Origin of the sequence: Flavobacterium sp. J372 (genome assembly GCF_024699965.1) — a bacterium.
Taxonomy (GTDB): Bacteria; Bacteroidota; Bacteroidia; order Flavobacteriales; family Flavobacteriaceae; genus Flavobacterium.
Map to the genome: position 1 here is coordinate 754,393 of NZ_JAJOMZ010000004.1, position 24,977 is coordinate 779,369.

The window sequence follows — 24,977 nt, forward strand, 5'->3', positions numbered from 1 at the left end:
CTTCAGGATAAAATCACAAAAACTAAACAAATTTATTATCGCTTGAGCGTGAAATGCGCTTTAAACTCTTTGGTCACTTCCACGCCGTCTGTCATTTCTTTGTATTCTACGGTGAACCAGTAGTCATCTGCCGGTACCGGGCTGCCCATGTAGGTGCCGTCCCATCCCTCGCCTTCAGAGGCTATCTGCTTGATGAGCTTGCCGTAGCGGTCAAAGATGAAGATCTTGGCTGTAGCATTGTTGTTCCGGCTGCCAAGGCCTACGATGTTCCACCTGTCATTGAAGCCGTCTCCGTTCGGGGTGAAGAAGTTCGGGTAGTCGATGATGCTTACATCAACTATGGTAAGCGGCTCACAGGCATCTGCCGTGGTGTCGCGCACTCTCACATCATGGTCTCCCGGTGTCACACCCGTGAAGATGTTGCTTGCCTGCCATGGGCCGTTGTCCAGCCTGTACTCATAGCTGCCATAGCCTTCTACGGTGATGGTTATAGTCTGGTTATCACTAAATGCATTGCTTACCGTATAACCGTTGCCTACCGGTACTGCCTGGCTGCTGCGTACTACCTGTACAGGTGTCTGCGGATTTGATACGCACCCTGTGGCGCTGGTGGCTATCACAGAGTAGGCCCCTGCCTCTTCTGCAAGGTATGATGGCCCTGTGGCTCCCGGTATCACGTTGCCGTCTCTGTACCATACAAAGGTATGGGTGGCATCCAGCCCGCTGTCAAGGGGTAGCGGCCTCACAATTGCACCTGAAGGGTATTCCACACATATGGTGCCTCCTGTAAGCTGCGGCTCAGGGAGCCTTTCAACTAGGATGTCAATGCTTACATACCCCCTGCACGGTGCCTGGGTGGCGGTGTTTGTTACCACTGCCCATACTGTTACCAAATCAGGTGAGTTGGTATTCACATACGCGTTCGGGGTTGCTATGGCCACAGCGGCAGGGTTCACCCTCGGGTCTTCTTCATAATAGGTTACCGTAAACTGCGGCTGCGGCTGGGCGCCTATAATGTCGGCATCCATCGTAGTCAGGTTAAGCTGCGTTATACCGTCATTGGTGCCGTCATTGTCACATGTGTCAGGCACATTGGCAGGGTTTGGCGTGTTGGCTACCGCACCAAGGTCTATAAGAAGGTCAAATGTACCAATGGCATAGCATCCTGTGGCTATGTTGTCGGCACGTACCCATACCTGTTTCTGAGGCACGCTGCTTACGTACTGGTTTGGCATGGCCGGTGCGCCTGCCTGTGCTGCTGCAAGGGTTTCAAAGAACCTCACATTGTAGTCAGCTGCATTCTGGCCTATCAGTATCTGCGGCGTATGGCTGTTAAGTATAAAGGTTGCCGTGCCTATATATGGTATCTGGCATTGTGCATATGGCCTGATAGCAGGGGTATTGGCAGGGTTGCCCAGTACCGGAAGCGGGTTCACCACTATCTGGAGTTCCACCACACTGTAGCACGGGGTATCCAGCGGGTTGCCCGTATTGGCTGTCATCCTTACATAGATGGTAGCGCCGGCGCTTTGGTAGTTTCCTGCATTTGGTATTGCATTGGTGCCTGCCTCAGCATCTGCCATACTGGTATGGAAGGTGATGATGGCCGAGCTGTCATTGTTCCTGATGTCGGCTTCTGCATCGTTCAGGTTAAATTCTGCCATGCCTGCCCCTATTGCAGGGTCTTCGCACTCCTCAAGGGCATCAGGGGTGGTATCCGGGTTCGGCTTTGGCAGCACCCTTAGCGTTAGGGTGGTATAGCTGCGGCATCCTTCAGGGCCGGTTACCCTTACAAACAGTGTCTGCGCGGCTCCTGCAGGCTTCACATAGGCCTCAGGGTTAGCTATGGCCACTGCCGTGGTGTTGGTGCGCGGGTCCTGTACAAAGTATTCTACCGTATAGCCCTGGCCTACACCGAAAGGCCCAAGTATTTCATTGTCTTTTGTGGTAAGGTTAAACGTGGCCGAGCCTGTGCTTGGTATCACATTGCTGCATACTGCCAATGGTGTTGGCGTGGTTAGCTGTAGCGGCTTGCCTATCTCCAGTTCAAAGCTTGCTATGGCGAAGCAGTCATCGCCATCGGTAGCCCTTACCCAGATGGTCTCCCCATTAGTGCCTATATAGGTTGTCGGGTTGGTTATCCTGGGTGCACCTGCCTGGGCAAAACTTTCCTGCTTAAAGTATTCTATGGTATAGCCGGTTCCTGTTAACATGGCTTGCACATCGGCATCACGCTGCCTCAGGTTTACTATGGTCTCGCCGTCCTGGTCATTGCTGTCCTGGTCACACAGCACTATGTTATCAAGCTCTTCCAGCACCGGCGGGGCGGTTACTTTAAGCTCAAGCCTCTCAACCTGGGTGTTTACGCAACCTGTCACCGTGTTCTCTATCCTTAGATAGATAAACTGGGCATTTGGTATTATATTGGTATAGCCTGAGGTATTGGCTATATAGTTATTGTTACCTGCCTGGGCATCTTCAAGGGTTTCGTAAAAACGTATCACAAGGCCAACGCCGTTGTTGATCATTGCTGCTTCAAGGGCCTGAAGGTCAAACACCGCATAGCCGTTGGCGCCGCATGCCTGAAGGTTCTGTGCCGGCGGCATGGTTATCTGCGGAAGCGGCTCTACCCTGATGTCCATCAGCACTACCCTGTAGCAGCCGGTTACAGCATTGGCCACCCTTACAAAGATGGTCTGTACCGTGCTGGTGTTGGTATAGGCTTCAGGGGTGGCTATCGCCCCTGTGTTTGCCTGGGCTGCCGCCATGGTAAGGTGGAAGCTTACATTCACGCCTGTGGCACCGCCTGTTATAGCAGCTATCCTGGTGGTAAGGTCAAACACCTCGCGCTCATCGCCCGGGTTATTATCATCACACAAGGTATACGGCACCGGGGTGTTGGCCACCGGAAGCGGGTCTACCACAAGTTCAAGCGCTACTACGTCATAACAGCCTGTTGGATTTGAGGCTACATTATTGGTTACCCTTACATACAGCGTGGTGCTTGGGCTACTGTAGCTGGTTACGTTGGTAATGGCGCCTGTGCCTGCATCTGCTGCTGTCTGGCTGGTGTGGTAGGTCACCACATAGTCGGCAGGGCTTTGCGTGCCCAGTATCTCGGCATTCCTTGTGCTCAGGTTGAATACGGCTACACCGTCTGTATTGTCATCGCACACATGGTACGGCTCAGGCTCTGTAGCCTCAGGTACCGGGTTGGCGATAAGCTGAAGGGCCACAACATCAAAACAGTCAGTCAGCGTGCTTTGCACTCTTATATATACAGTTGGGACTGCTGCGCCATTGGCGTTAATGTTAGTATAACAGTTATATTGTGCAGGCTGTATTACATACCCGTTGAACTCTGCACCTTCTTCGGTCTCGTGTACCGTAAGGGTGACGTTTGGTATAGTAGCTGTAAGCTGGGCTAGTGTCGGGTTCAGGTTAAAGCATGCCACGTTGTCATTGTTCAGGTCGCACTCCTGAAGCGGTGCCGGGTTCGAGGCTACAGGGCCACCTGCAGATGGATTTACAGTAATAACCTCATTTGAGACACACCCATCAATACTCATTACAGTAACTGTATAACTTCCGGGCTCAACGGTAAAAACATTGCTGGTTTGGAAATTTATTCCATCAAGGCTGTAGGTAAAACCTGAACCAACCGGAGATGTTACCGTGATTGTTCCTGTAGCAGTAGTACATGTTGGCGGCATTTGTGACAATTGCGGTTGTGAAGGTATAGCAGGTGCATTGCCTACTGTTATAGTGCCAGATGCTGTACAGCCGTCAACATTTCTTACAGTTACTGTGTGCTGACCCGGCGTTACATTAGTAAACTGGTTTGATGCCTGGTAAGCGCCGCTATCTAGTTTATATTCAAGCCCTGCTACAGGCAATACTACTATGCTTCCGGTTGAGGTTGTACAGTTTGGAGGCGTTTGCGACAGTATTGGTGCATTAGGTATTGCCGGTGCAGCATTTATTGTAACCGGGTCTGATGCATTTGTACAGTTAGCAGCGTTTCTCACAGTTATAATGTGTGTTCCCTGCGATACATTGTTGAAGATGTTAGAAGTTTGGTATGGCCCTCCGTCAAGGCTATATTCAACGCCGGCAATAGGATTTACGCTTATTGAACCTGATGTACTGCAGGTAGGCTGTACAGGTATCGCAACAGGCTGTACGGGAGCCAGAGGTACAGCGTTAATCACTGCAGTGCCAAAATCTTCACATCCATCAGCATTTTTCACGGTAACATTATAAGTGCCCGGAGCGAGGTTGCTGAACTGGCTATTGGCCTGGAATAAAGCGCCAATACTGTATTCAAGCCCAGTTCCCTGTGCGTTTACTATGATTGTGCCGAATGAAGTAGTACAAGTAGGATGCTGGATACCAATATTCACTATTTGTGGTGATGCCGGAGCCGGGCTAACCATTATGGTGTTCGAAGCTGTACAATCCGCAGCATTTTTTACCGTCACAGTATGCGAACCGGAATTTACCCCTGTGAATATATTTGATGATTGATAAGCGCCGCCGTCAAGGCTGTATTCCAATCCGGCAACAGGTGTAACTGTAATTGTGCCTGTAGCTACCGTGCATGTAGGCGGGGTCTGCGTCAGCTGTGGCGTGGCAGGCGAACCCGGAGCCGGGTCAACTATTATAGTGTTTGAAGTTGTACAACCCGCCGCATTTTTTACTGTCACCGTATGCGAACCGGAATTTACTCCTGTAAATACATTTGATGCCTGGTAAGCGCCACTGTCAAGGCTGTATTCCAATCCGGCAATGGGTGTAACTGTAATTGTACCCGTAGCTACTGTGCATGTAGGCGAAGTCTGTGTCAGTTGCGGCGTTGCAGGCGAACCCGGTGCCGGGTCAACCGTTATGGTGTTTGAAGCTGTACAACCCGCAGCATTTTTTACGGTCACTGTATGCGAACCGGAATTTACTCCTGTGAATATATTTGATGCCTGGTAAGCGCCGCCGTCAAGGCTGTATTCCACTCCGGCAACAGGCGTAACTGTAATTGTGCCTGTAGCTACTGTGCATGTAGGCGGAGTCTGTGCCAGTTGTGGCGTTGCAGGCGAACCCGGTGCCGGGTCAACCGTTATGGTGTTTGAAGCTGTACAACCCGCAGCATTTTTTACTGTCACTGTATGCGAACCGGAATTTACCCCTGTAAATATATTTGATGTCTGGTAAGCGCCTCCGTCAAGGCTGTATTCCAATCCGGCAACAGGCGTAACTGTAATTGTGCCTGTAGCTACCGTGCATGTAGGCGGAGTCTGTGCCAGTTGTGGCGTTGCAGGCGAACCCGGTGCCGGGTCAACCGTTATGGTGTTTGAAGCTGTACAACCCGCAGCATTTTTTACTGTCACTGTATGCGAACCGGAGTTTACTCCTGTAAATATATTTGATGCCTGGTAAGCACCTCCGTCAAGGCTGTATTCCAATCCGGCCACAGGCGTAACTGTAATTGTACCCATAGCTACTGTGCATGTAGGCGGGGTCTGCGTCAGCTGTGGCGTGGCAGGCGAACCCGGAGCCGGGTCAACCGTTATGGTGTTCGAAGCTGTACAACCCGCAGCATTTTTTACCGTCACTGTATGCGAACCGAAATTTATCCCTGTAAATATATTTGATGCCTGGTAAGCGCCGCCGTCAAGGCTGTATTCCAATCCGGCTACAGGTGTAACTGTAATTGTGCCTGTAGCTATTGTGCATGTAGGCGGGGTCTGCGCCAGTTGTGGCGTTGCAGGCGAACCGGGTGCCGGGTCAACCGTTATAATATCAGATGCGGTGCAGTTTCCAACCTTAATAGTTATAGTGTACGGTCCGGGCGCAAGGCCGTTAAAAATATTTGAACTTTGAAAGGTTGTACCATTATTACTATATGTTGCACCTGTAACAGGCTGTACCGTAATAGTTCCTGTGGCTGTAGTACAGGTTGGCGGTGTCTGTGAGAGTATGGGAGGGTCAAGGTTAATGACATAAAGTTGTGCGGCTGTACTTTTTATGTTGCAATTTGATGATGTCATTTCGCAATAATATTGCGTATCATCAAGCGATGCAGGTGCAGCTATCACAGTAAGAGTTGCAGATGTAGCACCGCTGAAGTTTGGCCCGTTTATTACATTAACCCAGTTACCTGCTGCGTTAAGCATTTTCCATTGGTAGCTATAACCTGTGGGGCTGCTAAGAGTTGCTGTAAAAGTTGTGCTGGCACCCGCGCATATGGTTTTTGTTGCAACAGGTGTAACTGTTGGCGGCGTTGGTAAATTGAATACGCCGAGGTCAGCACAATAAGACGGATCAGGACTCGTGCCATGCACAACAATATCCCAGTCAGCACTATTAAATACGTTTTTAGGCGCAATTGCCGTGGGTTTCCTCCTTGTTGTAAAACCTGCTGCAGCGCTGGTGATATGAGCAACATCAATAACAACATTGTTTTTGAGCAGTTCAAATTTATCATTGCCGTTAAAGCCGTTTCCAAATTGTATGGTAGAAGGCGGTGTGGTGCATATTGACTGTAGTGGAGCTGTACCGTATAAAAGCAGTGTACTATTTGGCCCTATAGAGCCGGGCAGTACCAGGTCATAACCGGCGGTAGGGGTATTGTCTTCAATATCTCCATACCTTAGCAATCTGTATTGTCCGTTAAATATAATAGTACTTGCAGTAGGGTTATATATCTCAATCATACCACCGCTTCCTGTTTTCTGGTCATATACTTCTGATATGAAAATATCAGGTACGGGTGCCTGCGGCGTGCTGCATTGTGATGTCATCACCGAAAAATTTCCTGATGATGAGCCGTTACACCCAACAGCGTCAAAAACATCTATTTTGCCGGTAGTCCCGCCAGATGGCAGTACTGCTTCAATTTCTGTGTTGGACAGTACAGTATAATTTGTTGATGATACCCCGTTAAATTTAACAGCGCTCGCACCTGTAAATCCATTACCTAAAATGGTAATTTTTGTTCCGGCAGGCCCCGTGGCCGGACTGAAGGATGAAATAACTATACTGCTGCATGTTGACGCTACTGTACCATTTAAAGTAAAATCATCGAGCCTGAACCAACCACCTGTTGCGTTGGTCAGCCTGAGTTCAATGGTGGCGTTCCCGGTAATATTTACAGGCGTTGGCAGCGTGGTCACGCCTACAGAAGCCCCTGTGTTAACTGGTGTTGTACCGGTGGCAACAGATGTATTGTTGATTAAAAGTTCCCAGTTTTGCGGGCCAGAATTACTGCGAACCCTCCAGAAATTAAATGATGTTATAGTTGCCTGATAATTTGTGGTAACATTGAATTTAAGGTAAATGCTTGTTGTGCCGACAGATGTGTTTACCTGTATTGCCTGCCCCGGAGGCGCCCCAACACCGCTTGTCCAGCTGTTTTGGCTATTTGTCCATGATGAGTTGGATAAATTAGGATGTATTGTTACAGGTGCTGCCGTATAAGGGTGTGTAGTTATGGTTGTTGTTCCAAAGTTATGCTGGTAAAGCTGGCCACTCATATTCAGAGTGCCGAGTAACATAAAGAACGGTATAATAAAAAATTTAGTAAAAAGCCTGCTCATATCCTGTTGCATTTCCCATTGGTTTTAACAGGCCGAAATTAGATGATATAAGATGAAAGCTAATTTGTAAATAGTTATTTTTTAATCACTTAAATTTAAACTTAATGTTACGAGTGTTAATGAAAAGTTAAGAGCTACAATACTGCGGCCTTTAACTTTTGAAAGATTAAAACTAGTTTTCGCGGTTAATATATACCCATCCGGTTTTTGATGTTCCGGAGGCCTCAATAATGTAATAATAAGTACCTGTCGGCAGCTCATTATCATTACTCCCCTGGCCATGCCATTCATTTACATAATTGTTTTTGGAGTATACTTCTTTTCCGTAACGATTATAAATCAACAGCCTGCTAACATTTAGGCCTGCCAAATTAAAGCTGTCATTTTTAGAATCATTATTTGGCGAAATACCTTTTGGCACATCGCAGAAAATACCGTTTATTATAAATGTAAAGGTTTGTGAGCATCCGCCATTTGCAGTTACTTTCACTGTTATATTGAAAGGAAATTGGACAGTGTTTTCCTGGAAATATTCAGTGGCATCAAATGTATTTTCACCTGATGAAAGCAGCTGGCCTGATGCATCACGCCACTCAAATGCTGATGTTGCAACATCGAAAGAGTTATTAAGCGGAAGTGCTTCCAGTATGTATTTCCTGCCTGAAATGGTTTCTCTGCATCCTTCTGTACTTCCAATTTCAGGGATAACACCAGTGTCCGGGTTCACAGTTACAGTAATAGCAGGCGACACACATCCCGCCGCATTTTTTACCGTAACATTATAGGTATTAGCCGCTACGTTGTTGAAGATATTGCTTGCCTGGTAATTAATCCCGTCAATGCTATAGGTTACACCCGCAACTGGCGTAGCCGTTATAATTGCAGGAGTGGTACATGTCGGCTGGGTAACAACAGCCACAGGAGCAGCAGGAGCGCCCGGTACAGTATTTACAACTACGCTAACTGCAGGTGATACACATCCCGCTGCATTTTTTACCGTAACATTATACGTATTGGCAGGTACATTATTGAATATATTGCTTGTCTGGTAATTAATCCCGTCAATGCTGTAGGTTACACCCGCAACCGGCGTAACCGTTATAATTGCAGGTGTGGTACACGTTGGCTGGGTAACAACAGCTACAGGAGCGGCCGGCGCGCCGGGAGCAGGATTTACAGTTACAGCCACCGCAGGCGACACACAACCAGCGGCATTTTTAACGGTAATATTATAGGTGTTGGCAGCTACGTTGTTGAATATATTGCTGGCTTGATAATTTATTCCGTCAATGCTGTAAGTCACACCCGCAACAGGGGTTACAGTTATTATTGCAGGCGTAGTACACGTTGGCTGGGTAACAACAGCTACAGGAGCGGCCGGCGCGCCGGGAGCAGGATTTACAGTTACAGCCACCGCAGGCGACACACAACCAGCGGCATTTTTTATCGTAACATTATAGGTATTAGCCGATACGTTGTTGAAGACATTGCTGGCCTGGTAATTAATCCCGTCAATGCTATAGGTTACACCCGCAACCGGCGTTACTGTTATTGTAGCAGGTGTGGTACACGTTGGCTGAGTAACAACAGCCACAGGAGCGGCAGGAGCGCCCGGTACAGTATTTACAGTCACGCTTACAGCAAGCGACACACATCCCGCGGCATTTTTTACCGTAACATTATACGTATTGGCAGGTACATTATTGAATATATTGCTTGTCTGGTAATTAATCCCGTCAATGCTGTAGGTTACACCCGCAACCGGCGTAACCGTTATAATTGCAGGTGTGGTACACGTTGGCTGGGTAACAACAGCTACAGGAGCGGCCGGCGCGCCGGGAGCAGGATTTACAGTTACAGCCACCGCAGGCGACACACAACCAGCGGCATTTTTTATCGTAACATTATAGGTATTAGCCGATACGTTGTTGAAGACATTGCTTGCCTGGTAATTAATCCCGTCAATGCTATAGGTTACACCCGCAACAGGCGTTACTGTTATTGTTGCAGCAGATGTACATGTCGGCTGGGTAACAACAGCTACAGGAGCGGCCGGCGCGCCGGGAGCAGGATTTACAGTTACAGCCACCGCAGGCGACACACAACCAGCGGCATTTTTAACGGTAATATTATAGGTGTTGGCAGCTACGTTGTTGAATATATTGCTGGCTTGATAATTTATTCCGTCAATGCTGTAAGTCACACTCGCAACAGGGGTTACAGTTATTATTGCAGGCGTAGTACAAGTTGGTTGAATAACAACAGCTACAGGAGCGGCCGGAGGGGCTATAAGTGAAAGCTGTACAGCATTGCTTGCCAGTATACACGTACCCAAAGTGGCTACGCAATAATATTGGTTTCCTTCAAAGGAGGCAGGGATATCATTAAGTATAAGCTTATTTGTAGTAGCTCCTGAGTAATTTGCATTATTCGCCACATTTACCCAGTTACCAGCGGCATTAAGTACTTTCCATTGGTAGGTAAAGCCTGCAGGTGCACTGATAGCGATTTCAAAAAATGAGTCACCGCCGGGGCATACGGGGATATTAGCAGGCTGCATAGTAATGGTTGGCGCAGGTGGCGGCGTAGTACCATGGCTGCCCAAATTATCACAATAATTATTTGGGGTAGTGTCATTGTGTAAGGTAATATTCCAGTCGTTGCTTTCATATACAGCATCCGGTGCAATTGCATCAGGCTTGCGTATCATTGTAAAGCCCGGCTGTGAACTCGGGGTATTTACAATATCAATCCGCTGTCCGTTTTTCAGCAGTTCAATCTTATCATTGTCATTAAACCCTGAAACAAAACTATTATCATTGTTATTGGGGGGGCAATACAAATGGCGGGGTTGGGTAAAGAGCCTGCTACAAGGAAGGTAGATTCAGGATCAATTGTGCCGGTAATGTTAAGTATATAACCCGGCGTTGGGGTATTGTCTGAAATATTGCCGTAACGCTGCAAAACATAAGTGCCTGTAAGCACAATAGCATTGTTGGTAGGGTTATATAGCTCTACCATACCGCCGCTGCCTGTTTTTTGGTCATAAAGTTCGGATATATAGATTTCACTCCCTCCGGAAGATGATATGCTGCAGTTAGAGTATGTTACCGTAAAATTACCGCCCGTGCCTGTACAGGTTTCAGTAGTGGCGCTTATGCTTCCGTTATTAGCATTTGCAGGCACTACTGCTTTTAAAGATGTATCTGAAATTACAATAAATGATGCTGCACTCACACCTCCGAATTTAATACTGCTTATACCTGCGCCCGTCTGGAATCCGCTGCCGGTAATGGTTACAACTGTACCAACCGGGCCCGTTGCAGGAAACACAGATGAAATTGCAGGATTAGTGCATTGGGGTGAAGCGTTTGTTGTTTGAGCCGATATGCTCGCTGAAAACAATATCACATAAATGAATATTGTACTTAAAATATTTAGCTGTTTTTTCATAACGGGGAGTTTACGGTTTTCTCAAATGCCAAAAAGACAAATGCTGCGCAAGCTACCTTATTAGTACAAGATGTTTATTAAGACAATTTTAACAAATAGTTAGTTCTTAGACACAAAAAAAGCCCCGGATACGGGGCTTAAATTTTATGTAAGGTAACTGTTATTTTATAACAACGTTTTTAGATGTTGTTTTTCCGGCAGCAGTTACATTTACCATGTACATTCCTTTTCCGGCGCTGCTCATATCAACAGGCTCATTGGCATTTACTTTTTTAGAAAGTACCAGTTTACCCATTGTATTGAAAACCTCAACCTGCGCGCTTTCATTACCTTCGGGCAGTGCCACGTTAAATTTACCGTCAGTCGGGTTAGGGTAAAGCTTTACACCTTCTTCTTTAACGGGAGCGCTAAATGTTTGAGCAGGCCTTGCAGAGTCGCTGTAGCATGTCCATGCAATATCGTCTATAACCGACCTATTACCGCTGTTTTCAATCCTGATTGTAGCATTACCGGCAACATTTATAGGTTCAGAATAAACAGCCGGAGTTGTAGAAGATACTACAATATCAGCGCCATATTGCATATCGTTTACAAAAACCTTAATTACAGAGTTGTTTGTGAATACCCTGGCATATGAGAAAGTAAGCGTACCGATTCCGCCGGTAATTACAGAAGTATTTTCTACTTTACCAACTCTTACGGCAATAGCCCTTCCGTTTAAGGTCTGGTCTGTCCTTGCATCTGTAGCAGTCCATGTCACACCATTATCTCCTGTCCAGTTCCTTGTAGCATAAGAACTTGCATTGGCAGGCATATTTGCAAAAGTTTCTGCACCGCCGCATGGGCCTTCAAGCGTTGAAAGCTCATCTTCAAGGCCTGCGCTGTAAGCAGGGCCTTCAAGGCATCCTGAATTGTTGTAAGCATAAACAAAGAGAGCATATGTTGCAGAAGCATTAAGCCCTTCAATTGTAACTGCACTGTCAGGGCCTGCATATACTACCGTACCATCGCCAAGCGAATCACCGGCTTCATATACAGTGCCGTTTACAGGTGGTGTAACGGTTCCGCCTTCACTTACAACTATTACATATCCTGTAGTAGTAATTCCTGTTATAGTTACATCTGCACCTTCAATAGTTTCGTTAGAAACAGCTATAGCGCCCGCAGCATTGTCAGGTGCAACACATACATCCTGAGCTTCAGCAGACAGGTTAACCACACATGAAGCTTCATCAATATCAGAGCTTTCAATTGTAAGCGTAGCCGGATTATTACCCGCAACAGCGCTGTTGAATTTTACAACAACTTCCTGAACATTGAGAGAGTCAACTGTAAACGGCGCTACAGGAGAAACTATAGAGTAGTTTATTGAATCGCTAAGGGTTAATGCAGTTACATCTAGCGCTGTTTGTCCCTGGTTTTTGATTGTGAATGTCGCAAGGCTGTCAGTGTTGATTTTCACCACACCAAAATCAATAGTAAGGTTGCCGCATGTTTTGCTTATTCCGTTAGCGTCAAGCAATTGAATTTCTGCCGTTTCAGATACTGTGTAGCAATTCCATGTAAGGTCGTCAATAATCACCCTGTTGCCGCTGTTTTGTATTTCAACAGTAACATCTCCAGGTACATCAATAGGCTCAGAGAAAAGCGTTGCAGTATCTGAAGATACAGTGATGTCTCCGCCATATTGTACACCGTTTACAAAAACTTTAAGTGTAGAGTTGCCTGTAAACACACGCTTGTAGTTGAATGAAAGCGTTCCTATACCGCCTGTTACAGGGGTGGTATTTTCAAGTGTTCCTGTGCGTAAAGCGATAGCCCTGCCTGTAAGTGTCTGGTCTGTCCTTGCGTCTGTAGCGCTCCATGCAACACCGTTGTCACCTGTCCACGTCCTTGTGGCATAAGCGCTGGAGTTTGCCGGCATGTTAGTAAAAGTTTCAGTAGCGCCAATGCACGGGGCAACAGGCGTAGTGAATTCTCCTGTAAGCTCACGCGCGAATATTGGCCCCTGTGTACAGTCAACATTGTTGTATGCATATACAAACAGGTAATAATCAGTGTTTTCAGCAAGGTCTGCCAGTGTAAATGCGGCATTGTTACCATTGTAAACTACCACACCTCCGCCTATGCTGTCACCTACTGTATAAGTGGTTCCGTCTACAGGAATGGCTGTAAGAGTATTGTCTAATGAAAGTACGGCAAGGTAGTTATCTGCCAAAACATCAAGCACATCAACATTGGCCGATGATGCTGTAATACTATCAACAGCTACTGTAGCGCCAGTAACATCAGGCGCGGCACAAAGCTCAAGGGCAACACCTGTAAGGTTTACAGTACATGAGCCTTCATTATCATCATTGCTTGTAAGGGTAAGTGTAGATGTCTTTAAGCCGCCGGTGGCAGCCTCAAAACGTACAAGAACAATAGCAGAACCCGATGCCGGTACAGAAAATGCACCTACCGGAGATATAACTGCAAAATCTGTATTGTTGCTAAGTGATACAGAAGATACATTAAGTGCAGTTGTGCCGATATTTTTTACAGTGAAAACAGCGTCGGTATAAACACCTGTTGCCTGAGAGCCAAAATCAATTTCAAGGCTTCCGCAGTCGGCATTTGTTCCGGCGGCATTTGCAAGCTGAATTTCAGGGCCTGTTACAGGAGTTGAGTAGCACGTCCAAGCAATGTCATCAACAATGGTGCGGTTGCCGCTGTTTTTGATTTCGATTGTGGCATTTCCTGTAACATTTACAGGATAAGAAAATGTTGCAGCAGTTTCTGATGATACCGTGATATCACCGCCAAATTGTACGCCGTTTACATATACCTTTAATGTAGAGTTGCCTGTAAATACCCTTTTGTACTTAAAGCTTAGTGTGCCCACGCCTCCTGCAGCAGGTACAGTGTTTTTAATAGTCCCGGTTCTTACAGCAATAGCTTTACCGGTTAAAGTCTGGTCTGTACGAGAATCTGTTGCGCTCCAGGCAAGGCCGTTATCGCCCGTCCAGGTACGTGTTGAGTAAGTGCTTGAACTTGCCGGTATGTTGGCAAAGCTTTCAGAGCCCCCGCCCGTACATTCAACTACTGCGGCAGTTGCAGCATCAAAACCCGAGAAGAGGTTGGTGGTCACTGCACCGGCAATGGTCATCCCTGCCATGGCAATGGCTAAAAAGAATCTTTTTCTAAACATGATTAATAATTTTAAGTTGGTGAATGTTCTGTTAAAGCATTTTTCTACCTGCAGGGTTTTATCGCTTTAGTGAACCAAAGGTATATTGAGGAATGATACAGAAATCGTTTTCGAGGCTAAGGTTTCATCATTCCTGTGTTAATAAAGTGCTAATAAACAAGAGTGTAGCTTCAGGAATTGTAAACTTAATTACAATGTCATTATATATTAAAATACCATCTATCATTTATGCCATTACCTGTAAATCTTTAAAGATGCGATAATAATTAAAGAAAATTTTTAAGGATGTTGAAAAGCAATTACTAATATTTATACATTTGTTAGTTGTTAAAGAAATATTAATAAAATTTTTATGAATCAAATCTACTTTGTGCTGCAGCAGGCTTTAGGGCTTTCTGCAAAAAAACAGACAGAAGATTTTACTGTGACCAAATCACCTGGCAGCAGTATAAATGCTTCTTATGTTACAGCCTTATTAGCTGTAATGCTGTTTTCCTGCTTGGGGGCCTACGCCCAGACAAGTTATTATTCCAAAGCAACGGCTACGGATTTTAATGATGTTAACAGCTGGGGAACCGCAACTGACGGTACGGGGACTGCTCCTTCGGCAATCTCAAATGCCGATAATTTTATCGTAGCAAACAGTGCTGCATTAACATTAACAGGTAATGCAGCGGTAAGGCAGCTAACAGTAACTTCGGGATCATTGGCTGTAGCTTCAAATACGCTTACGGTCGGTATTAATGCTCAAAAGAATTCAGTGCTGCTTATTAATGGCGGAACATTGAATGTTTCAGGCGGAACCATTAACATTGATGGCTACCTTAGTTACACCTCAGGTAATTTCAGCCAAAGCGGAGGGTCAATCATAATTGACCCTAATAATGCCGGCGTTGCTGCAACAAGTACAACGTCAACCCAATACTCGCTTAACATTACAGCTGCAAATGCAGTAAACTGGACGGGAGGATCTATAACTATTCTTGACCCTCCTGCTTCTACAGGCACTTCTCATTACTCGTTTTATTACAATACCTCTGCAACAGCAGAAGTATCTGTTAACCACACCATTAAATTCGGGAATGGTGTCTCTGCAGATGCGGGTGGAAGTACTGCCAACTTCCTAATATATAACTATGTCGGAAGCGGCAAGCTGAACTGGGGTAACTTTGAAGTGTATGGGCCATCAGCCAATAACCGCAAAGTAAGGCTTTTTACATACAGTAATGGTATACGAGGCAATGTCACGGTTTATGACACAGCTGAGTTAGACATGAACAGCATTACCATGTATATTACCGGTAATGTTACTATCAACTCTGGCGCTACCTGGACCGCAAGCGGAACTGCTTATTTTGCACAGGCATCAGGAACAAGTTTTGTGGTAGGTACAAACCCTTCAACGGTAACTATAGCTCCGGGCGCTACAGTACGAAACCTGGCAACATCGCCAACAGCCAACTTTAGCCAGGTTACTGTAAATAATACTTCTTCTGCAGGAGTTACGTTTAATGGCACAAGCGCAATCAGCGGCCAACCTGCAGGGTCACTTTCTGTAGGCAATACTCTTACATTTGTTGCCGGTAAGATTACTTCATCAGGCAGTATGCCAATAGTACTAGGTACATCTGCACCGTCTACAGGAACATTAACATATACCTCGGGTGGATTTGGCACCGGAACTGTTTTCGGGCGTTGGTTTACGGCAGCAGGAACAGGTAGCGCTTTTACAGCAGGCGCTGATGTTACTACAGCTACATCAAGATATCCGTTTGTTAATGCTGCTAATCAAAACAGGTCGGCATGGATAGAAAGATTAAGCCCTGCGTCAGCCGGAGGCGTACTTGCTATGACATATAATGAGGCTGCGGGTACAAGTGCTATAAACGTAGCTGACGGTGCATATACCGCAAATCTTAAATCAAATGACACATGGTCTGCATCTGCGCTTGCTGGTACGCCGCTTGCGGCTACAACTTTTAAAGTGCATATACAGGCACCGGGAATATTTGGTCTTACACCTTCAGCAGCAAATGTTAGGGTAATACAAGGCAACACATTTGTTGGTACACATCAGGCGGGTACTATAACACCAGGCGGACAAAGGGTTGGCCTTACTGCGGCAGAGCTTACAGCGGCGCCATTTGCCCTGGCATTAAACTCAGCTGACCTTCCTGTAATTTCACTTGCCGGTGGTGACTGGAATAACCCTGCTATCTGGAGCAACGGCGCAGTACCTAATTGTAATACTTCAGTAAATATTCAGGCGGGGCACACAGTTACCGTTAACAGTACTATTAATGAAGTTAAAGGTATTACAATAAGCACTGGTGCAACGCTTGTTGTTGCCAGCGGAGACCTGACAGTTGGCTGTACGTTGTATAATAACACGCTTACAAATAACGGTACACTTACAGTGTCAGGAGGAAGCCTGTATATAAACGGTAATCTCAATAATACTGCAACATCAACTTTTGCCCAGCTTGGGGGTGAAATTTATATTGACGGTAATAATGGGGTGGTGGCAGAATCTGTACCATCAGGCACTCCGCTATTTAACCAGTTGTCAACAAATATCAGCCTAAGTGCAGGTATTCTAACCTTTATAGACCCGCACATAGCCACAACCAATACAAATGGTTATACACTATTTTTTAGCAATGGTACACCAACAGTTTCAACACTAACTGCTTCGTTACTGCATACTACAGTATTTGGTGATGGCGTGTCTTCAGACGCCGGGGGTAGCACAAGCGGTTTCTATATCAATAACTGGGCGTCATCAGCATATTTATCTTTTGGCAATATAGCTGTAAATGGCAACGGTGGTACAAACCGTAACGTTACAACAGTTTACCAACTTACTGCAAACGGTGATGTAACTGTTACATCTAACAGTACTCTTACTGCGGCTAGCCTTATTATTGGCGGTAACCTTGAAGTAGATGGTACTTTTGTAAATACAACCGGCACAACTGCGGCAGTTGTTGCCAGCAATACAGGTACGGTACTTACGTTTGGCCCATCGCTTAACGCGCAAACATTTGTAAATAATGGTACAATTGCTAACCTGGCAACTTCGCCTACGGCAAACTTCGCAGCATTATCCATTAATAACGGCAATGCTCAGGGTGTAACACTTGCCAGCCCAATCAGGGTGAGCGGTACACTTACACTTACGGCAGGTAAGATTAATACTGATAGTGATAACATGCTTACACTTGGTACTGCTACTGCTGCAGGTACACTTACCGGGGGCAGTGCCACTGCGTACATAAACGGGCCGTTTGAAAGAACGATTGCTAATAACAATGCCAATACAAACTACATACATTTCCCTGTAGGTAAGACAGCTTACGCCCCTATATGGCTGGCTCCGGCAACTACATCTGTAGCTGTAATGAGAGCTGAAGCTTTTGATTCAAATACAGGTACTGCCAATGCGGCAATTATGGACCTAGCTTCAAACAGAAGATGGGAAGCTCCTTTGGTATCAGGTACTGTAAATAATGTTAATGTAAGGCTTGGAGGAACATTCGTGGCAGACAATATACCGGTAATGGCTAATGCCGCCGCCGGTCAATATAACAGCACTTTTGGTTCTACCGCTACATTTGTGGCAGGGCCGCCAACAACAATACAATCAACTACACCTGCAGCAGCAGGTGATTATACAGGGTTTATCTCGTATGCTAAATCTAATCTTTGTTCAGGTACACCAAATCCGGGCAACACAATAGCTTCGGCAACCTCAATCTGTTTAGGTACTTCAGTATCATTATCAGTAGAGAATGCCACTGACGGATCTGGAGTGTCATACCAGTGGCAAAGTTCAGCAAACGGTGTAAACTTTACAGATATTGATGGCGCTACAGCCGCAACATTAACTGTTACCCCTGCAGCGCCTACATATTACCAGCTTAAGGTGACATGTTCTGCAGGCCCGGCAGTGGGCACATCAACTTCTGTATTTGTACAATTTACAAATAATATCACGGCCAGCAGTGGCGATACACGTTGTGGCGCAGGTATAGTAAACCTTGGTGCAGCCGGTTCAGCCGGAAGTACCGTAAAATGGTATACTGCCCAAACTGGTGGTGCAGCAATAGCTACAGGTGATACTTACTCACCTTCAGTTTCTGCAACTACAGATTATTATGTGGCAGCTGAAGTTACAGGCGCCCCATCTGTAGGAGGAAAAATGACTGTAGCCACAACAGACGGCGGTACAACACCGTCAACATACGGACTTGTTTTCAACAGTAATGGCTTTAAGCTAAATTCAGTTGATGTATACCTAAACTCAACTACTGCCGGAAACGTTAGTATGGTATTACAAAACAGTTCAGGCGTTCAGCTTTTGGCAGGTACATTTGCGGTGCCAGCCGGTAATGCTACAAACCCGGTACAATATTCAATACCTTTAAACTGGGAAATTCCTGCAGGAACAGGCTTGAGGCTTTTGGCAATATCAGGGCCAAGCATGATTCGTGAATTTACAGGAACCGCTTTCCCTTATGCGTTAGGTACAGTAGGCACTATTACCAGCGGTTATATAACGGGTACATCTACTACGTATTATTATTTCTATAACTGGAACTTTAATACAGTTTGTTCTTCACCGAGGGTTAAAGTTACAGCTACTGTAAACACGCCTCCTGCTCTTACACTTAGTACTAATACTGTTACTATATGTAATGGTGCAACATCAGCGCCTGTAACAATTACTGCCGGAGGTACAGATTATAGCAATTACAGCTGGACGCCTGCTTCAGGCGTAAGCGGTAACGCTGTTACAGGATGGACATTCAACCCAACTGTATCAGGCACCTATACTCTTAACGCTTCACAAAGTTCGGGTGACTTATGTACTGCAAGCGCTACAGTTGCCGTTACAGTTAATACTGTGCCAACAGCCCTTACAATTACAAATTCAGGTGCAACAAGCACATGTATAGGCACTGTACAGTCGCTTACTGCTACTGGCGCAACAATACCGGGACAAGCAATTGTTGGTACAGATGTTACGCTAAATGCGAGCAATACCACAAACGCAGCTTACCCTGCGCCATATGGTGCTTATTATGAAAATACAAAACAGCAGTATCTTATACGCGCAAGTGAGCTTACAGCACTTGGTATGTCAGCAGGTAGTATAATTAATAATATTACATTTGATGTTACTACACTTAATGCTTCAGGCTTACATAAAGCATACACTATAAGTATCGGAAATACTGCACAGTCAGCTATCGCTACATGGGAAACAGGCCTTACCACAGTATTTGGCCCTGTTGACTATCAACCTGTATCAGGTGCAAACACGCACGTATTTAGCACTAATTTTACATGGAATGGTACGTCTAATATAATTGTTCAGGTTTGTCACACTAACGATACTACAGGTGCAGGTACAAACTTTACTAACAATGCGCTTAGTAAATATACTACAACAGCATTCAACAGTTCATTGGTTTACAGAGTAGATGATGCTAATGCTTGTGCAGGTACAACAATTACTTACACACAGGCTAAAAGGCCAAATATGGTATTTGGGCTTACTAAGCCTGAAAGTGTTACATGGTCACCGGCCACAAACCTTTATACTGACGCAGCTGCAACTACAGCTTACGTGTCTGGCAGTAATGCAAATATGGTGTATGTGAAACCTGCGGCAGCTGGTGCTATACTGTATACAGCAACTGCAGGAACAACCTGCCCTGTTACTGCAACAGTTACAATTAGCGCTGTTGATTGTGCTATAGGCTGGGGTAACCTGCAATGGCCGCCTAGCGCAACCATAAATACATGTGGTACAGAAACTGTATATGGTAAAGTATGGAAAGAAAATATTACCGAAGCTGCGGGTGCAAACCCTAATATGAAAGCGTGGGTAGGTATTTCAACAACAAACACCGACCCTGCAACCTGGACTGAAGCGCAGTGGAATGCTGCACAATATAATGTTCAGGTTGATAATGACGATGAGTATAAATATACAATCAGCGGCCTTGCTGCAGGTACATATTACTATGCTTTCCGTTATCAATATTTAACAGGTGCTTACTGGTATGGCGCATATAATGCCGGTGGTGGCGGTGCCTGGAATGGTACATCAAATGTAAACGGTATGCTTACTGTAAACGCGGTAGCTTTACCAACAGCATCAAACCAGACTGTTTGTGCCGGCGCTACAGTGGCTAACCTTGTAGCTAGCGGTACAGGCCTTAAGTGGTATAATGTTCAAATAAACGGTACTGCACTTGCATCTACAGATGTTGTAACTGCAGGTACATACTATGTATCTCAAACTATTGACGGATGTGAAAGTGCACGTGTAGCAGTAGTTGTTACTATAAGCTCATTTGATGCTCCGGTAGCTGCTGTAACTCAGCCTACCTGTAGTGTTGCAACAGGTACAATTACTGTTACATCACTGGGTACAGGTTACACATACAGCATTAACGGTACTGATTTCCAATCAGAGCTTGAGTTTGCAAATGTTGCTCCGGGTACTTATACGCTAACGGCTAAAAACAGTATTGGTTGTACAGCTTCAGCATCAGTAACTGTAAATGCACAGCCTGTTGCTCCTGTGGTAGATGATCCTGCAAATGTAACTGTTTGCGGAAGCTATACACTACCGGCACTTACAGTAGGCAGCTACTTTACTGCTCCTAACGCCGGAGGAACTATGCTGATGGCTGGTGATGTAATCACTACTAACCAGACTATCTATGTATTTGCTGAATCAGCAGGATGTTCAGATGAAGAAAGCTTTACTGTAATGGTAAACCAGTCGCCAGATCTTGGTACGGTTTCAGATGTTACTGCTTGCGGCAGCTATACACTTCCTGTACGCACAGTTGGTAACTACTACACCGCTCCAAACGGAGGTGGTACAATGATGGCTGCAGGTACAGTTATCTCTGCAAACCAAACAATTTATGTGTATGCTGAAAGCGGTACTACGCCAAACTGTACAGCAGAAGAGTCGTTTGATGTAACCATCACTACAGCTCCTGCACAACCTACAGGCGCTATTACGCAGACTGTTACTGTTGCTGACCCGGCTGATGCTACTATCGAAGACCTTGAGGCCACAGCAGCTGAAGGCGTACTATCTTGGTATGCAAGCGAAGCGGATGCACTTGCGGGGATAGATCCACTTTCTCCAGGCACACAGCTTACCAATGGCAACACATATTATGCTACTGCGGCCAGCGGTACTTGCTACAGCACAACTGCGCTTGCTGTAACAGTAAGTGTTGCACTTGGCAGGGACGATTTCAGCTTTATAAACCTGAAATACTATCCTAACCCAGTGACAGATAAACTTACAATCAGTCACAGCAGCGCAATTACTTCGGTAGAAGTTTATAACCTGCTTGGCCAGCTTGTAATAAGCCAGCGCCCTGGTACTGCAACAGTTGATGTTAATATGGCCCAGCTTCAGGAGGCAACTTACATTGTAAGGATTTCTGCTGAAGGTAAGTCTAAAGACTTTAAAGTTGTAAGGAAATAAGCTTAGGCTTATGCAAATAGAAAGGCCTCCCATAAAAGGGAGGCCTTTTATTTTTGTGCCATATATAAAAACAAAAAGAGGGCTGTAAAAGCCCTCTTTTGCTGTTAGGTTTTTTTAACTATGTGCCAGATTTGGTGTGTAGTAAGGTACTGTATTACGTATAATTTCTGCAGGCCTGCTTTTTTGTGTAATGCGGGTAAGCACTACATCATTACCGGCTGCAGAAAGCACATAATCATTTTGTTTAAAAAGTCCGAAAACTGTAAATGGTATTTCCTGGCCTTCAGCCGGCCTTTTCATTATAACCTGCTGGGCAGTTAGTTTATTACCGCCAATACTATAATAAATTGCGTTGCTAAACCTGTATTTAAGTAAAATCAGGCCTTGAGGCCCTTCTACAGGCTGGTGGTCAAGATGCAACAGGCGGATAGTTTTTTTACGTCGCGGCACCAGTTCAAAGGCTCGCTTTGCAATCTGGTAATAAAGTAAAATTTTTTGTGGCATATAGTAAAGTTATAGTTGGACTGCTAATTTATAATGACATTATGTGATGTGCATTATTACAAGGTTGCTATTTTTTTAGTTTTCGATAAACTGATTTTTTTATCGGATTAACGGAGATTTTCCTGCTAATATTTAAGTTAGTCCTTATCCTCGCACTAAAATTAATGCCGGTTTCTTTAACATTTCATGAGGAATTATTTGGATGCTGAATATGTATCTTTATTTGCAATGCCGCGAATATGCAGGAAATCATACCAACACAAAATAAATCCCGTTTTATAGCCGGCCGATGGGCACGTATCACTCTGCGCGCGTTAACAGTAATTATTGTATTACTTGTTTTTGCCTATGTGTCATTGGCATGGTATATACATTCTAATAAAACTGGAGTGCTTCAAAAGCTTACTTCATCTGTCAATGATAATATCTCCGGCGAGGTGACAATTGGCGATGTTGAGCCGACATTTTTGCAGGGTCTCCCATTAATATCCCTCCGGCTTGAAAATGTAACCATACGCGACAGCATGTTTTCCAAACACGGCAAGACACTATTGCGGGCGGAAGAAATAGCAATCGCCGTAAATACATTTGCCATGCTTCGCGGTACCGTCGAGATTAAGAGTGTAAGCATAAGCCGTGCGGCTATTGCACTGCATACCACAGCCGATGGGTATAGCAATACGAATGTATTCAGGAAAGGGCGCAGCACCGGCGAAGGTAAGGGAGGCAGTTTTCCTGAATTAAAGAAAATTATGCTTGATGATGTGAGCCTGGAGATTGACAACCGGAAGATGGGTAAATTATACAGCTTCAGCGTAAATAACTTTAAAGGTAAGATTGAGTATACATTGCCAGGATGGAAAGCTGTTGTGAATCTTAAAACAATGGTTAACAGTATGGCATTCAGTACCCGGAAAGGCAGTTTTATAAAAGGTAGGCATGTCGAGGGCAGGTTTGATATTACATTTAATGAAGATTCCGGATTACTTACTTTTAAAAGAAATAAGCTTGATATTGGCGGTGAAGACTTTTATGTAGCGGCCAGGATGAAAACCGGAGGCCCTTCAGCTGATTTCGCTATTGCCATAGAAAATAAAAGTATACTGTGGCGTGATGCGGCCAATTTGCTGTCTCCAAACATTACCCGTAAGCTTGTGATGTATGATATTAAAAATCCCATTAGCGTAAAATGTAACCTTATAGGTGATTTTAATGCAAAAGGAGACCCGTTAATTTATGTAACAGCTTTGGTTAAGAATAATGTTGTTGATACGCCGGGAGGTGAAATTGCCAACTGTAATTTTAAAGGCATATTCACTAATAATAATATCAGGCAACAGGGATTCAACGATGCAAATTCGGCCGTGAAGCTTATTGATTTTACCGGTGATTATAATGGAATCCCTGTACAAATGAAGCGGTTTTACATTCTTGACCTTGAAAAGCCTGTTGCGCGGGGAGATTTTAAATCAGATTTTGAAGTTAAGCATCTCGGAAAGATTATAGATGCAGAACTGCTTCAGTTTAAAAAAGGGCATGCTCAGGTGGCTGTTGATTTTACAGCTGACATAGTAGATTTTAAACTGTCAAAACCAAAGTTGAAAGGCCTTGTAAAAATAGAAGGTGCAGATGTTATTTATACCCCGAGAAAACTGAGGTTTAATGATGTAAATGTTGCACTTGATTTTACAGATACCGATTTAAACATCAGTAAAATTACTTTGAAAACAGGAAGGAGTACGGTTTATATGGAGGGGAGCATCCAAAACTTCCTGAATGTATATTATAATTCGCCTGAACAAGTAGTGCTGAACTGGAAAATACATAGCCCAAACCTGCATTTAGGTGAATTTTTAGCCTTCCTTAATGAAAGAACAGGCAGCGTAAAAACTAAGCGTAAGCCAACAAAGGGGAATTTTACTGAAGAACTGAATACACTTTTTGAAAAAAGCAATGTCGACATGCAACTAAAAGTTGACAATTTGTATTACAATGCTTTTCATGCCACTAATGCAAAAGCTAGTGTGCTGCTTACCGATAATGCGATTATCCTGAAAGATGCAGGGCTTTATCATGCCGGGGGCGGCCTTAAGCTTAACGGCAGCCTTGCACAAACCGGTAAGTATAACCGTTACACAGTAAATGCTGATGTGCGTAATGTAGATGTTAACCGTTTTTTCAAAGCGTTTAACAGCTTTGGGCTTGAGTCACTTAAACCTGAAAACCTTAAAGGTTCGCTGTCAGCAAAAGCAAATCTTTCAGGCCTGATGAATAATGATGGCGGACTTTCACCAAAATCTATGCAGGGCAATATGGGTTTCAGTCTTAAAAATGGGGCACTTATAAAGTTTGAGCCTGTTCGCAATATTGGTAAATATGCTTTCCCGTTTCGTGATATGGATAATATTACATTTAAAAACCTGAACGGAGTATTTATTGTTAAAGGCGAAAAGGTTACTATAAAGCCTATGCAAATAAACAGCAGCGTACTCAACATGGATGTGGCAGGAGTGTATTCTTTTGGGAAGGGTACAAACATTAATGTAGATGTACCATTACGTAACCCAAAAAAAGATAAAGACATAAGCGATGAAGATGAGTTGGCAAAACGGCGCAACCGTGGCATAGTATTGCATCTTACAGCTCAGGATGATGACGAAACCGGAAAGGTGAAAGTTAAATTGGGAAGAGGGTAAGGTTAAGCTAAATATAATAG

At 44.8% G+C, this 24,977-nt stretch carries 7 protein-coding genes; 2 read left to right on the forward strand and 5 right to left on the reverse strand.

The window, feature by feature from the left end:
- Nucleotides 1–35: 35 nt before the first annotated feature.
- The 4 genes from LRS05_RS03805 to LRS05_RS03820 all read right to left on the reverse strand — a co-directional run bounded on the left by LRS05_RS03805 (nucleotide 36) and on the right by LRS05_RS03820 (nucleotide 14,232).
- Nucleotides 36–7,547, reverse strand: coding sequence for a T9SS type B sorting domain-containing protein (locus LRS05_RS03805; protein ID WP_257867105.1), 7,512 nt, complete (start codon nucleotides 7,545–7,547; stop codon nucleotides 36–38).
- Nucleotides 7,548–7,761: 214 nt separating this feature from the next.
- Nucleotides 7,762–10,431, reverse strand: coding sequence for a gliding motility-associated C-terminal domain-containing protein (locus tag LRS05_RS03810; protein WP_257867106.1), 2,670 nt, complete (start codon nucleotides 10,429–10,431; stop codon nucleotides 7,762–7,764).
- Complete coding sequence (locus LRS05_RS03815; protein ID WP_257867107.1) at nucleotides 10,356–11,042, reverse strand: IPT/TIG domain-containing protein; 687 nt, start codon at nucleotides 11,040–11,042, stop codon at nucleotides 10,356–10,358. The genes LRS05_RS03810 and LRS05_RS03815 overlap by 76 nt, the downstream gene beginning before the upstream one ends.
- A gap of 160 nt (nucleotides 11,043–11,202) precedes the next feature.
- Nucleotides 11,203–14,232: a choice-of-anchor D domain-containing protein gene (locus tag LRS05_RS03820; RefSeq protein WP_257867108.1), complete on the reverse strand. Its 3,030-nt coding sequence runs from the start codon at nucleotides 14,230–14,232 to the stop codon at nucleotides 11,203–11,205.
- 352 nt (nucleotides 14,233–14,584) lie between these two features.
- On the opposite strand from LRS05_RS03820, the gene LRS05_RS03825 reads away from it, so the two are divergent.
- Nucleotides 14,585–21,757, forward strand: coding sequence for a T9SS type A sorting domain-containing protein (locus LRS05_RS03825; protein WP_257867109.1), 7,173 nt, complete (start codon nucleotides 14,585–14,587; stop codon nucleotides 21,755–21,757).
- A gap of 114 nt (nucleotides 21,758–21,871) precedes the next feature.
- Here the strand turns inward: LRS05_RS03825 and LRS05_RS03830 are convergent, their stop codons facing one another.
- Nucleotides 21,872–22,261: a hypothetical protein gene (locus LRS05_RS03830; protein WP_257867110.1), complete on the reverse strand. Its 390-nt coding sequence runs from the start codon at nucleotides 22,259–22,261 to the stop codon at nucleotides 21,872–21,874.
- 239 nt (nucleotides 22,262–22,500) lie between these two features.
- Between LRS05_RS03830 and LRS05_RS03835 the strand changes: the two genes are divergently transcribed.
- Nucleotides 22,501–24,957, forward strand: a complete 2,457-nt coding sequence (locus tag LRS05_RS03835) for an AsmA family protein (RefSeq protein WP_257867111.1) — start codon at nucleotides 22,501–22,503, stop codon at nucleotides 24,955–24,957.
- The last annotated feature ends 20 nt before the right edge of the window (nucleotides 24,958–24,977 follow it).

Excerpts from the sequence above, each read along its gene's own strand:
- LRS05_RS03805 (WP_257867105.1), bottom strand. The coding sequence starts at position 7,547 with ATGTTACTCGGCACTCTGAATATGAGTGGCCAGCTTTACCAGCATAAC.
- LRS05_RS03815 (WP_257867107.1), bottom strand. The coding sequence starts at position 11,042 with ATGAAAAAACAGCTAAATATTTTAAGTACAATATTCATTTATGTGATA.
- LRS05_RS03820 (WP_257867108.1), bottom strand. The coding sequence starts at position 14,232 with ATGTTTAGAAAAAGATTCTTTTTAGCCATTGCCATGGCAGGGATGACC.
- LRS05_RS03825 (WP_257867109.1), top strand. The coding sequence starts at position 14,585 with ATGAATCAAATCTACTTTGTGCTGCAGCAGGCTTTAGGGCTTTCTGCA.
- LRS05_RS03830 (WP_257867110.1), bottom strand. The coding sequence starts at position 22,261 with ATGCCACAAAAAATTTTACTTTATTACCAGATTGCAAAGCGAGCCTTT.
- LRS05_RS03835 (WP_257867111.1), top strand. The coding sequence starts at position 22,501 with ATGCAGGAAATCATACCAACACAAAATAAATCCCGTTTTATAGCCGGC.